The sequence below is a fragment of the Variovorax sp. YR752 genome (assembly GCF_943372545.1).
Window position 1 is genome coordinate 31,420 of the sequence record NZ_CALRZC010000018.1, and the last position, 12,926, is coordinate 44,345.

The following is a 12,926-nucleotide window of genomic DNA, read 5'->3' on the forward strand; positions in this document are numbered from 1 at the left end:
GGATGTCGTTTCTTTTTGTCCCTTACCAGCCGAACACGTCGACGATGTCTTCCGCCGCCGCGGCGCTGCCCAGCAGCGGCACGAGGCGCGTGATCAGCCGCGCGCGATGCACCGGGTCGACCTCGCAGTCGTCCTCGTCGGTGAAGATGGTGTCGCCCGCTTCGTCCCACACCTGGCCGATGGTGCCCAGGCAGGCGGCCATCTCGAAGATGTCGGCGAAGAGCGGTTCGTCTTCCTGCCAAGTGCCCGTGCCGTGCATCGCGAACTGGATCGCGCCGGTGCGCAGGTCGAAGATGAACGGATCGGCGCCCTGGTCGGCCACCACGAGCCAATGCTCGGGCCAGTCGGCGATGCGCTCGCCGGTGATGCCGTGCCAGCGGTAGCCCGCCTGCAGCTGCCACAGGCGCGAGAGCGCGGGAATGCTGAACGGATTGCCGGTGGTCGGCACCGTGAGACCTGCATAACCCACGCGGTCGTTGACCCAATCGCCGAGCGGGCCGACCTGTTCGTAGAAGGTGGCGATGGCGGCGGGCAAGGCCAGCTCGCCGTGCCAGTGCTCGGCGGCGGATTGCGGCGCGAGTGCACCATGAGAAGCCAGGGCCGCGCGGGCCTGTTCGATCGATGCCACGTGTGTTGTTCTCCGTTCAGGCAAGGCAGGCGGTCTGCAATGCCGTGCGCAGTGCGTCGATGTCGCCGGGTGCGACCTCGTGCACGCCCGGCACACCGGCCAGGCCGCAGGCGGTCGATGCCACCACGGGCACGCCGGCCGCCACGGCGCGCAGCAGCGCGCGCGGTGCGTGTTCGATGTGCGCGGGCAGCACGACGACGCTCGCATCAGCCAGCCCGTCGCCTTGCCAGTTCATGTGTTGAATGTGTTCGATGCCCTGCCAGAGCCGCGCGTCGTCCGATGGCGACCCCAGCACGCGCAGGCGGCACGACCAACCTTGCAGTGCGGCAGCGAGTTCGCGCGCGCCCTTGCGTGCCAGCGCGCTCGCGGCGAACACGACGAGCGGCGGTTCTTGGCGCGCGCTGTGCGCGGCCCTCACCTGCGGCATTACCCAATCGAGCCGCTGCAGCGTGGCCTGCGGTGCGTATGTCGCCATGGCCTGCGCCACCGCGGCATGCGGCGTGACGATGCTCGCCGCACGTGCGAGCGCCAACGCCTCGTCGCGCACCAGCGACGCATCGGCGCGAAAGTCGCGCAAGGTCGCATCGCCGGGCCAGCGCTGCGAGGCGGCATCGAGGGTCTGTTCGATGTCGGCCATCGGCAAGGCGCTGGCCAGAACGGTGATGCGGCGCCCGTCGAGCGCGCCGAGGCGCTGCAGGTGCGGCAGCAGCGACTGCTCGACCACCAGGTGCGTGTGCGCCGGCACCAGCCGCACGGCAAAAGCCTGCGCGAGCCATCGCTGGCCGTCGATCAGGCTGGCTTGGCGGCGGCCCGGCTGCCGTGCCCAGAGCCGCTGCCACACGGCACGGCGCAGGCTTGCGGCCCAAGGGGTGGTCACTTGCTCTTTCGTCGCAGGCTCGCGATGCCACCCCGCAGCAGGCACGCGCCAGAACGCGAGCCGCAGCGGCACGGGCTGCATGCGCTGCGTCTGCGGATGCGCCTCGCGCAGGTGGCATGCGAACTCCGGCGTCCAGCCATCGACGAGCACCGCCGTGCGGCCTTCGGAACCGACGTCGATCGGCGGGCGATGGCGAAAGCACGCCGTCTGGTCGCAGCTCAGACAGCCGCGCGCCAACGGCAACGCGGTGGGCGTGTCGTCGTTCGTGCGCCGCAGCGTGACGGGCTCGGTCGGCACTGGCACCGCCAGCGGCGTGCGCGCGCGAATGCGCACCACGAGCTCGGTGTCGGTCAGCGCCACTTCGAGCCGCCATGCCTGCCGGGCGCGCAGCTTGAGGTCGACGTAGTTCCAGAACACCGTCGCGTCGATGGCATCGCCGTTCGGCGTGTCTGCCTGCTCGATGCGCGCCGTATGCCCGTGGCGCTCCACCAGCTCGAAGCCCGCGCGCACGGCCACCGTGGCGAGCGCGTTCGACAGCTGGCACAGCCCACCGGCCAGCGTCGGCACCACGCAACCGCCGCGCACCTCGCGCCCGACCACGAAGCCGCGCCCCGCGCCCGGCCGCCCGAGCTGGCGCCAGAAGCTCAGCACTTCGCCGGCCGGCACCTCGACGGCGTCGAAGGCCGCCCGCGCCACGCGCAGGTTCTGCACCTTGCCGGCGACCAGCGGAAATTCATCGGCACGGCCGTCGGTCCACAAGGGGGTTCGGTACTGCGCGAGCACCGGCGCATCGGCCAGTGCATGCGCGCCACGGGGCCAGCGCCGGGCCGAGGGTCGCAGGGTTTCGCGCAGGGCGTGGGCCGTGGCGAGCAGCCGCGAGCGCAGCCAGAAGTCGATCGCATCGATGCGGCGCGGCGGCTGCCAGGCCTGCACGCTCACGCGGTGGGGCCTCGCTTGCGCCATTGGCCGAGATCGGCTTCGATGCGCTCGTTGATGTTGCCGCTCCATTGCGCGCCGAAGCCGGCGTCGCGCAGCAGCTCGACGATGCGATGGCCGACCACGACGGTGTTGGCTTCGCGCTGCGCGATCTCGGGGATCATGCCGCCGCTGAACGCGAGGTACAGGCGGCCGTTGCGCACGGCGCCGTCGAGGTCCTGGGCGTGATAGAAGCAGCAGCCGCGGATGCCGGACTCGAGCCGTCCTGCCGCACGCCACTGCTCGCGCACGTCGTCATGCCCGTCGGACAGCGTGTTGCCGGCGCGGTGCAGGGCGATGATGTTTTCGTTGCGCAGTTGGGCGAACACAGCCTCGAGCCGGTCGTACTCGGTCTGCACGGGCCACTGCGCCTCGGCGGCGCGCTTGGCGGCGCAGGCGCGCGTGGTCTCGGCCTTGATCCAGGCGCGATCCTCGGCGGTGAGCTCATCGGGATCGAGGTACTCGTCGGTGATCATCCAGCCGATGTCGGCATCGGCATGGAAGCCGCTCCACACCAGGTCGTGGATGCGTCCGCGCGTGTCTTCGGGGTCGAGAGTGAGGGCCATGCGTAGTGGGTCGTCGCTGGGTCGGCGACGGATCATGCTTTCATTTTTCGCGGTCGGAACGACGCTTGATTCTCGCGTGTCCGCACGACGGCGATGCGTTAATGCGAAAGCATGCGCTCTGGCGGCCATCCCTCCCGCGCCCAAATCATGAAGGATGCGCAAGGCCAAGGCAATGTGACTTTCGGCCAAGATTTCACGGTCATGGCCCATGAAAAAAGCCGACCCTGCGTTGGCAGGGCCGGCTTTCATGAAGACCTGGAACGTTCGCCGAGCGCATCGGCGAGCGTTCGGAGCGCTTACAGCGGCAGTGCGTCGCCGTGGGCGGCAGCGCGGGCTGCGGCGCGAACCGCAGCGCGGTCGACGGTGCTGGCAACGATCGGGGCCACGCCCGACGAAGCGCCTTCGGCGTACGGGTCGGCGCTGTGTGCAGCGGCGACGGCGTCGGCACGCACAGCGGCGCGGCTGGTCGACGAGACGATCACCGGTGCGGGGCCTGCGTTGGCGCCGGTGGCGTACGGGTTGGCGCTGTGTGCGGCCACGACGGCTTGTGCGGCGACGTCGGCACGGCTGGCGGCCGAGGTCAGCTGGTGCACGCCTTCATAGCTTTCGGCATGGGCGGCGCCGGCAACGGCCATCAGGGCAACAGCAACGGCGGAGAGGATCTTCGAGGCGGTCATTTGGATTTCTTCCTTCTTCAATTCAGTTCAAGTTCTTGCTTCGGATGTGGAACCGGTCTTGGGTGGGTCACCGCCCCTCTGTTCTTTTTCGGAGGGCGGCCACCTCGCTCGGGGCCCTGTTCACCCAGATCAGCTTTGAGGGCTGGTCCGTGAGATCAATTGTGCGCCGCGATCTAGGTAAAAACCCGTAGCAAAACGAACCACGGTGTTCACGGATTCGAAACAATTGAAAGGAAGCGGGACGCGCAGGGCCCTGTTCGCGAGGGGAAAACAAAAACGCGCGTCCCCGGACCGGGAACGCGCGTTTCTGTGAAATCGCACGGATCGCAGCGCGTCCGCCCACGAAGGACGGCGGCTGCGGCTCGCTGGATCAGAACGGAATGTCGTCGTCCATGTCGTCGAAGCCCGACGACGACTTGGCCGGAGCCTGGCGCGGCGCCGGTGCCGGTGCGCGCGGTGCTGCGGCTGCTGCGGGGGCACGCGGGGCGTAACCGCCACCGCCGCCACCACCACCGCCGCCGCCTTGCGAATAACCGCCGCCGCCACCGCCTTGCGAGTAGCCGCCGTCGTCTTCCGGACCGCCCGACGGGCCGCCCTGACCCTGGCGGCTGCCCAGCATTTGCATCTGGTCGGCGCGGATTTCGGTGGTGTACTTTTCGATGCCGTCCTTGTCGGTCCACTTGCGCGTGCGCAGCGAGCCTTCGACGTACACCTGCGAGCCCTTGCGCAGGTACTGGCCGGCGATTTCGGCCAGGCGGCCGTTGAACACGATGCGGTGCCATTCGGTGGCTTCGCGCATCTCACCGCTTTGCTTGTCTTTCCAGCGATCGGTGGTGGCCACGGTGACGTTTGCGACCTGATCGCCGCTCGGGAAGGTCCGCATTTCGGGGTCGCGCCCCAGGTTGCCGACGACGATGACTTTATTGACCGATGCCATATGCACTGCCCCTGATAAGTAGATGAAGGAGGAGGTTGAGAGGAACCCTCCATTCTGCCTGATCGGGCGCCGGCGTCCGCCTGGGCGTCCGGTGTCCCCGGCCTACAGCCCGGCGCCCGGGCCGGTGCCAGAATGAACGTCTCCCCCGCCCCGCCCGATGAACCACGAGCCCGATTTCCTCGCACACCTGCGCGCCGAGCTGTCCAGCGGGCGCATCTGGCTCGACCGAGCCATCGTGCTGGGCTACGCCATCGCGGCCGGCCTGTTCGTGGTGGGCTTCACGCTCGCCAGCGACTGGGTCTTCGGCGCCTTTCACCGCTTCTACGCCGCCTGGCCCTGGGCGGTGCTACTGACCACGCCGGCGATCACCGCCGGTATCGTCTGGTGCACGCTGCGCTTCTTCCCCGGCGCGGGCGGCTCCGGCATTCCACAGATCAAGGCGGCGCTGCACCCGGCGCTGCCCGAGGAGCGGCGCTTCGTCTTCGCCTCGCTGCGACTCACGGTCGCCAAGATCGGCCTGGGCGTGGCGGGTTTCGCCGCCGGCCTGTCGATCGGGCGCGAGGGCCCGTCGGTGCAGGTGGCGGCCGGGGTCATGCAGCACGCGCGGCGCTGGCTGTCGCCCCACACCGCCATCGACGGCCGCGCGCTGCTGGTGGCCGGCGGGGCCGCCGGCATTGCGGCGGCGTTCAACGCGCCGCTGGCAGGCGTGGTGTTCGCCATCGAGGAGCTGTCGGGCCGGCTCGAGGCCCGCTCCAGCGGGCTGATCATCACGGCCATCGTGCTGGCGGGCCTGGTGGCGGTGTCGGCCTTCGGCAACGCCAGCTACTTCGGCGTGATCCGCGTGCAGCGGCTGGACTGGGACGCGCTCGGGCCGGGCCTGCTGGTCACCCTGCTGAGCGGCGCGGCCGGCGGCCTGTTCGCCCGGCTGCTGATCGCCTCGCTGACGGGCGCGCCCGGGCGCCTGAATCGCTGGCGGGCGCGCTTTCCGGTGCGCTTCGCAGCCGTCGGCGGGCTGGCAGTGGCGGTCATCGGGCTGGTGACGGGCGGCGTCACCTTCGGCGCAGGCTCCGAGGCGGTCAAGCAGATGCTGCAGGGCCACGACGAGCTGACGCCGCTGTACACGGTGCTGAAGTTCATCGCCACCTGGCTCACGGCCTGGTGCGGCGTGCCGGGCGGCATCTTCGCGCCGTCGCTGTCGATCGGCGCGGGCATCGGCGACGCAGTGGCCCGGCTGGCCGCCAATGACCTGGGGCCGGCGCTCATCGCCATGGGCATGGCCGGCTTCCTGGCCGCGGTGACGCAGGCACCGCTCACCGCCTTCATCATCGTGATGGAAATGGTCGACGGCCATTCGATGGTGCTGAGCCTGATGGCCGCGGCCATGCTGGCCAGCCTGGTCTCGCGCATGATCAGCCGCCCGCTGTACGACACGCTGGCCGAGCACATGGTCGGCCGGGCCATCGGCAGCACGGCGCCGGTGCACCCGCCGGAAAGCCCCGCGCCCAGCCCGCCAGAAGCCGCCCGCTCGCCATGAAATGGCCGGCGGACTATCATGTCCGGTTGCCCTCGGACGATCGCCCCCTTTGAATTCAATATCCACTGAAGACACCGCGGAGCGTGCGCGCGACGCAGAACGCGAACGTGACGTCTACCTCGGCGCCCTGCTCGCCCAGCAGCGCATCAGCATCCGCGGCGCGCGCACCCACAACCTGAAGAACGTCGACCTCGACATTCCGCGCAACAAGCTGGTGGTAATCACCGGCCTGTCGGGCTCGGGCAAGTCGAGCCTGGCGTTCGACACGCTGTATGCCGAAGGGCAGCGGCGCTACGTGGAAAGCCTCTCGGCCTATGCGCGGCAGTTCCTGCAGCTCATGGACAAGCCCGATGTCGACGTGATCGAGGGCCTGTCGCCCGCCATCAGCATCGAGCAGAAGGCCACCAGCCACAACCCGCGCTCCACCGTGGGTACGGTGACCGAGATCCACGACTACCTGCGCCTGCTGTACGCGCGCGCCGGCACGCCCTTCTGCCCCGACCACCACCTGCCGCTGCAGGCGCAGACGGTCTCGCAGATGGTCGACGCCACGCTGGCGCTACCCGACGAGCCCCGCCTCATGATCCTGGCGCCCGTGGCGCGCGAGAAAAAGGGTGAGTTCCTCGAGCTCTTCACCGAGATGCAGGCGGCCGGCTACGTGCGCTTTCGCGTCGACGGGCAAACGTACGAATACAACGACCTGCCCAAGCTCAAGAAGACCGAGAAGCACGACATCGACGTGGTCATCGACCGCCTGCGCGCGCGCCCCGACATGCAGCAGCGCCTGGCCGAGAGCTTCGAAGCCGCGCTGCGCCTGGCCGAAGGCCGCGCCATTGCGCTGGAGCTGGGCGCCGAGGGTACGGCCGACAAGGAGCACCTGTTCAACGCCAAGTTCGCCTGCCCGATCTGCCACTACTCGCTGTCGGAGCTCGAACCGCGCCTGTTCTCGTTCAACTCGCCCGTGGGCGCCTGCCCCAGCTGCGACGGCCTGGGCCACCGCGAGGTGTTCGACCCGGTGCGCGTGGTGGCGTTTCCGTCGCTGTCGATCGCCAGCGGCGCCATCAAGGGTTGGGACCGCCGCAACGGCTACTACTTCAGCATGGTCGAGAGCGTCGCCAAGCACTACAAGTTCGACGTCGACGCACCCTTCGAATCGCTGCCGGCCTCGGTACAGCAGGTGCTGCTGCATGGCTCGGCCGCTGAAGAGATCAAGTTCAACTACACCATGGAGTCGGGCAACTTCGCGGGCAAGAAGCTTTCGAAGAAGCATCCCTTCGAGGGGATCATCCCGAACATGACGCGGCGCTACCGCGAGACCGATTCGGTGATGGTGCGCGAAGACCTCGCACGCTTTCGCAACCAGCAGCCCTGCCCCGACTGCGGCGGCTCGCGGCTGCGGCGCGAGGCGCGCAATGTGTTCCTGGTGGACGACACCGGCCACGTGGCCGCGAACGGCGGCGAGCCCCCACGCATGGCGATCTTCGAACTGAGCCACCTCACGCTGCGCGACGCCTACGCCTGGTTCAGCACGCTCAAGCTGCGCGGCGCCAAGGCCGACATCGCCGACAAGGTGGTGCGCGAAATCGGCCTGCGCCTCAAGTTCCTGAACGACGTGGGCCTGAACTACCTGAGCCTGGACCGCAGCGCCGAGACGCTGTCGGGCGGCGAGGCGCAGCGCATTCGCCTCGCGTCGCAGATCGGCTCGGGCCTCACGGGTGTGATGTACGTGCTCGACGAGCCCAGCATCGGCCTGCACCAGCGCGACAACGACCGCCTCATCGGCACGCTCAAACATCTGCGCGACATCGGCAACAGCGTGATCGTGGTCGAGCACGACGAGGACATGATCCACGCCGCCGACCACGTCATCGACATGGGCCCCGGTGCCGGCGTGCACGGCGGGCGCGTGATGGCCCAGGGCACATATGCCCAGGTGTCGGCCAACCCCGACTCGCTCACCGGCCAGTACCTCTCGGGCGTGAAGAAGATCGAGGTGCCCAAGCACCGCACCGCGTGGCTGCCGGCCGTGAAGAAGCCGGCCTTCAACGAAGGCAAGAAGCCCTCGCGCTTTCCGCAGAGCCCCGCGGCCGAACGGCGCGCCGCGCGCGAAGCGGCGCACCTGGCCTCGCAGACCGACCTGCAGGAAATCCGCGTCGTCGGCGCCACCGGCAACAACCTGAAGAACGTGAGCGTGGCCTTCCCCGTCGGCCTCTTGACCTGCGTGACCGGCGTGTCGGGCTCGGGCAAGTCGACGCTGGTGAACGACACGCTCTACACCGCCGTGGCACGCACGCTGTACCGCGCGCACGAAGAGCCGGCCGAACACGAATCGGTCGAAGGCATCGAGTACTTCGACAAGGTCATCAACGTCGACCAGAGCCCCATCGGCCGCACGCCGCGCAGCAACCCCGCCACCTACACGGGCCTGTTCACGCCGATCCGCGAACTGATGGCCGAGACCAACACCGCGCGCGAGCGCGGCTACGGCCCGGGCCGCTTCAGCTTCAACGTGGCCGGTGGCCGCTGCGAGGCCTGCCAGGGCGACGGCGTGGTGAAGGTCGAGATGCACTTTTTGCCCGACGTGTACGTGCCCTGCGAGGTCTGCCACGGCCAGCGCTACAACCGCGAGACGCTCGAGGTCCAGTACAAGGGCCGGAACATCGCGCAGATCCTCGAGATGACGGTCGAGACCGCGCACGAGTTCCTGAAGGCCGTGCCGACCATCGAACGCAAGCTGCGCACGCTGCTCGACGTGGGCCTGAGCTACATCAAGCTCGGCCAGTCGGCGACCACGCTGTCAGGCGGCGAGGCGCAGCGCGTGAAGCTCGCGCTCGAGCTCAGCAAGCGCGACACGGGCCGCACGCTGTACATCCTCGACGAACCCACGACCGGCCTGCACTTCGCCGACATCGAGTTGCTGCTCAAGGTGCTGCACCAGCTGCGCGACGCGGGCAACACCATCGTCGTCATCGAGCACAACCTGGACGTCATCAAGACGGCCGATTGGCTCATCGACATGGGCCCCGAAGGCGGTGCCGGCGGTGGCACGGTGGTGGGCGAAGGCACGCCGGAAGCCATCGCGGCGAACGAGGCGAGCCACACGGGGCGGTACCTCAAGCGGTTATTGCCGAACTGAGCGCCGATGGAGCGGCAACGCTCAATCGGTCGCGTCGCCCAGCAAACCTCGCTGTCCGTTCTCGAACCACGCGGTGTCGAAACCATCTGCCAGCAAGATGGGCTTCACGCTGCTGGTGCCTGCCTTGTTCAACCGTTCCAAATACTTCACCAACGTCTGTGCATCCTCGGTGAGGATGTGCGTCAGCGATTCGCAGATCGCCTGAGCGATCAGCTTGATATCGTCTTTGACTGCGCTGCGATCATCCCCTGCGTCTCGTTTGAGATCCCGCATCAGCAGGCCCGCCGTCATGGCATGGTCAATGTTGAACGGCAGCACTTCGAAATTGCGCAAGGGCAAATCGGTCACCGCTTGTTTGACCTGAAATTCCGAAGCAGCGATCGCCGAGAGATAAAGAGGAACACCACGCTTCAAAGCTTCGCGAAGATAGCTGACCGCAGTTTGATGATGTGCGCGTGCCGGGTCGGCCAGCGAAATCAGATAGCTCGTATCGAGCAGGATCGCACTCACTCCTTGCTTCCCCGAAGCTCGTCAACCCACGCTCCAGCGTCAGGTACGTCACGCCACGCCTTGGCGCCACGTTGAATCAGGCGGTCAAGGTCTTTCTGTTGGAGCTGGCTTTCGTGCTCGACAAATTCCAACAGCCTGGCGCCTCGATATTCGCGCGTCACGACGTTGTATTCCGCGACGATCCTGATCATTGCCGGCTTGTAAAGGCGATTGACCTTTTCGTCCCGCAGCATTTCGCGAGCGGCATCGACCAACAACGCCTTGCCGTCTGGCAGACGAATGTGCGCATTCGGCTTGGCGTGCCCGCCCATGTCTTCAATCTCACCGCGCACATAGCGTTCGACACGCACCCACTGGTCGGCATCGTCAGCTCTGAAATCGGACTCGGCGCTGACCACGATGGCCGCGGGAAGAAAGTCCGCCGCAATGCTCACTCGCCAACGGCGGCTGCCGCGCGCACTCTTCTGCCACCGCTCCATCACCGCACGTCGCTTCGGTCCGACACCATCCATCTCCTGGGTGCTGGCGAGCTTTCGCAAGTCGTTCATCAAGACAGGATTGGCGGTTGGCGCTGTGCGAAAGGCCAACGATCCCTTTTCAACAGAGACATCAAGCGTCGAGGTATCGACGTCATTGCTGTCCCCGCGAAGAAACTCATCCACGTCCTTGGCAAAGCTGCGCAACACGGACAGCGGCACTCTGTCGGGCGAGATTTCGTATCCAGCCGACTCATCGTGCAAAGCTATCAGTAACTCTTGCGCTTCCATCGAATCATTCTATGGGTCCGAGCACCTTCCGTGTAGAGGCGTCCCCAGGCAGGGGCAAGCTCCCGCCAGCACGAATGCGCGGGCCGCGCCACAATCGCGGCCCATGCCTTCCTTCACCCCGCGCCAGTTCGTTCTTCTCGTGCTCCTCACCCTCGCGTGGGGCTTCAACTGGCCGGTGATGAAACTCGGCGTGGCCGACTACCCGCCGCTGGCCTTTCGCGCGATTTCGATCTGGCTGGGCGTGCCCGTGCTGGCGATGGCGCTGGTGGTGATGAAGGTGCAGTTCCGCGTGCCGCGCAGCGCGTGGCCCGAGCTGGTGTGGCTGGGCGCGACCAACATGTTCGTCTGGCACGCCTGCATCATCCTCGCGGTGAAAGCACTCTCAGGTGGGCGCGCCGCGATCCTGGGCTACACGATGCCGGTGTTCTCTGCCGTCATCGGCGCGCTGCTGTTCTCGGCCGTGCTCACGCGCCGCGCGTGGACCGGCGTGGGCGCCTGCGCCATCGGCGTCGGGCTGCTGCTGTGGCACGAGCTCACCGACTTCGCGGGCCGCCCCGGCTACGTGGCGCTGGCACTGGTGGCCGCCGCCACCTGGGCGCTGGGCACGCAGCTGCTGCGCCACACGCGCATCGGCCTGCCCACGCTCACGCTCTCGTTCTGGATGACGGCCATGACGGCCGTGGTGATGACGGTGCTGTCGCTGCTGTTCGAGCGCGACCAGTGGCGCTCGCCGGGCGCCGTGACCTGGGGATCGATCGCCTACAACGCGGTGCTGATCTTCGGCTTCGCGCACGCGGCCTGGTTCTACCTGGCGCGCGGGCTGCCGCCGGTGGCCTCGACCCTGAGCGTGATGTTCATTCCCGTGCTCGGCGTGTTCAGCGGCGCGGTGTGGCTCGGCGAGGTCGTGCACTGGCAGGACTGGGTGGCCGTGGCGCTGATGATGGTCGCCATCGCCTCGGTGCTGCTGCCTGCGCGCGCTGCCAAAAGCTGAGCCCAAGAGCGCGCCACCAGGCGCGAAAAGACCGCACGACCGGCACGCCAAAAGCATTACAGACGCGTCCTGAAAATTGACCCTTTGCTGGGCAAAAGTCTCGTTCCGAGCGCTTTCGATTCCTAGAATTCGGCTGCTTTTTATTGCAACTGAATCTCATTAAGGATCGAAATGGTATTTGGAATTTCCTGGAAAACGACGTGCGGCATCGCCGCTGCTACCAGCTTCTTCGCGCCTCTGGCTTATGGTCACGGCGCCCCCGAGTACCCCATCTCGCGCCAGTACAGCTGCTACCAGAACCGGGCCCAACCGGCGTGCCAGGCGGCCATCGCCTACGGCGGTGAACAGGCGATCTACGACTGGAACGGCGTGAACCAGGGAGCGGCCGGCGGCAATCACCAGGCCGTGGTGCCGAGTGGCCAGATGTGCGCGGGCGGCCAGAGCAAGTTCAAGGGCTTCGACCTGGCGCGCCCCGATTGGCAGGCCACGACCTGGTCGCCGTCCACCGACGGCAGCTACGAATTCCGCTACCACGCGACCGCGCCGCATCGCACGCTCGACTGGAAGTTCTATCTCACGCGCGAAGGCTGGAAGCCCGGCACGCAGCCGCTGCAATGGTCGGACGTCGAACTGGTCAGCACTGTCGGCGCGAACCAGGTGGCGACCCCCACACCGAATCGCTACCTGATGAAGCTGCGCCTGCCCCATCGCACCGGGCCGCACGTGCTCTACGCGGCCTGGCAGCGCTCGGACAGCCAGGAGGCTTTCTACAGCTGCTCCGACGTGAACTTCGGCGGCGGCGGCGTCACGCCGCCCGTGGCGCCGACGCCGCTGCACCACATCGGCCAGGTGAATTCCACCCAGAACCTGCCGGCCAACGCGAGCGCGAAGCTGCGCGTGTTCGGTCGGGACGGCGCGGACCTCGAAGGCCACACCCTCGCGATCACCGGCGCCAACGGCGCGCGTGACACCTGGCTCGGCCAGCTCGCCAACCTCGTCAACGGCCGCTCGGCGTATGTGCGCGTCGGCAACCTGCAAGGCGGCAGCGTGACGGTGCCGTCCCAGGCGACCGTGCTGCAGGTCTATGCGCTCACCGAGACGTCGGGCGTGAGCTACGTCGTCGACATCGCGCTGCCGCCCACGCCACCAGTCACGCCGCCCGGCGGCCCCGAATGGACCGAGGGTGCGCACTACAAGACCGGCCAGGTGGTCTCGCACAAGGGCGGCAACTACGTGTGCCTGCAAGGCCACCAGGCCCTGGTCGGCGCGGGCTGGCACCCGGACGCGCCCTCGGTGATCAACGTGCTGTGGAAGCGCCAGTAGCCCTG

Annotated in this window: 11 protein-coding genes; 4 read left to right on the plus strand and 7 right to left on the minus strand. The window is 67.7% G+C overall.

The features are described 5' to 3' along the window. Window positions 1–22 precede the first annotated feature (22 nt). The 5 genes from AAG801_RS06620 to ssb form a co-directional block, all read right to left on the minus strand. Complete coding sequence (locus AAG801_RS06620; protein ID WP_341887689.1) at window positions 23–628, minus strand: hypothetical protein; 606 nt, start codon at window positions 626–628, stop codon at window positions 23–25. A gap of 16 nt (window positions 629–644) precedes the next feature. After that, window positions 645–2,444 (minus strand): VanW family protein, encoded by a 1,800-nt coding sequence (locus AAG801_RS06625; protein ID WP_341887690.1) that lies wholly within the window; start codon window positions 2,442–2,444, stop codon window positions 645–647. Next, complete coding sequence (locus AAG801_RS06630) at window positions 2,441–3,046, minus strand: hypothetical protein (RefSeq protein WP_341887691.1); 606 nt, start codon at window positions 3,044–3,046, stop codon at window positions 2,441–2,443. Before AAG801_RS06630 ends, AAG801_RS06625 begins: the two co-directional genes overlap by 4 nt. 296 nt (window positions 3,047–3,342) lie before the next feature. Further along, complete coding sequence (locus AAG801_RS06635) at window positions 3,343–3,723, minus strand: helicase SNF2 (protein ID WP_101493373.1); 381 nt, start codon at window positions 3,721–3,723, stop codon at window positions 3,343–3,345. A 370-nt stretch (window positions 3,724–4,093) separates the two neighbouring features. Next, entirely contained in the window at window positions 4,094–4,660 is a 567-nt protein-coding gene (gene ssb, locus AAG801_RS06640) for a single-stranded DNA-binding protein (RefSeq protein WP_341887692.1), read from the minus strand. A gap of 157 nt (window positions 4,661–4,817) precedes the next feature. Between ssb and AAG801_RS06645 the strand changes: the two genes are divergently transcribed. Further along, complete coding sequence (locus AAG801_RS06645; protein ID WP_341887693.1) at window positions 4,818–6,194, plus strand: chloride channel protein; 1,377 nt, start codon at window positions 4,818–4,820, stop codon at window positions 6,192–6,194. Between the two features lie 49 nt (window positions 6,195–6,243). Continuing rightward, entirely contained in the window at window positions 6,244–9,330 is a 3,087-nt protein-coding gene (gene uvrA / locus AAG801_RS06650) for an excinuclease ABC subunit UvrA (RefSeq protein ID WP_341887694.1), read from the plus strand. 21 nt (window positions 9,331–9,351) lie between these two features. Here the strand turns inward: uvrA and AAG801_RS06655 are convergent, their stop codons facing one another. Together AAG801_RS06655 and AAG801_RS06660 are read right to left on the minus strand one after the other, a co-directional pair. Continuing rightward, window positions 9,352–9,840 (minus strand): PIN domain-containing protein, encoded by a 489-nt coding sequence (locus tag AAG801_RS06655; RefSeq protein ID WP_341887695.1) that lies wholly within the window; start codon window positions 9,838–9,840, stop codon window positions 9,352–9,354. Further along, window positions 9,837–10,607 carry a hypothetical protein gene (locus tag AAG801_RS06660; RefSeq protein WP_341887696.1) on the minus strand — a complete coding sequence of 257 codons (771 nt, stop codon included), beginning with the start codon at window positions 10,605–10,607 and terminating at the stop codon, window positions 9,837–9,839. Before AAG801_RS06660 ends, AAG801_RS06655 begins: the two co-directional genes overlap by 4 nt. A 103-nt stretch (window positions 10,608–10,710) precedes the next feature. On the opposite strand from AAG801_RS06660, the gene AAG801_RS06665 reads away from it, so the two are divergent. Next, a complete protein-coding gene (locus AAG801_RS06665; protein WP_341887697.1) occupies window positions 10,711–11,598 on the plus strand; it encodes a DMT family transporter in 888 nt (295 codons plus the stop codon). A 171-nt stretch (window positions 11,599–11,769) separates the two neighbouring features. Next, the gene (locus AAG801_RS06670; protein WP_341887698.1) at window positions 11,770–12,921 is read left to right on the plus strand and encodes a lytic polysaccharide monooxygenase; all 1,152 of its coding nucleotides are present in this window, start codon (window positions 11,770–11,772) and stop codon (window positions 12,919–12,921) included. The last annotated feature ends 5 nt before the right edge of the window (window positions 12,922–12,926 follow it).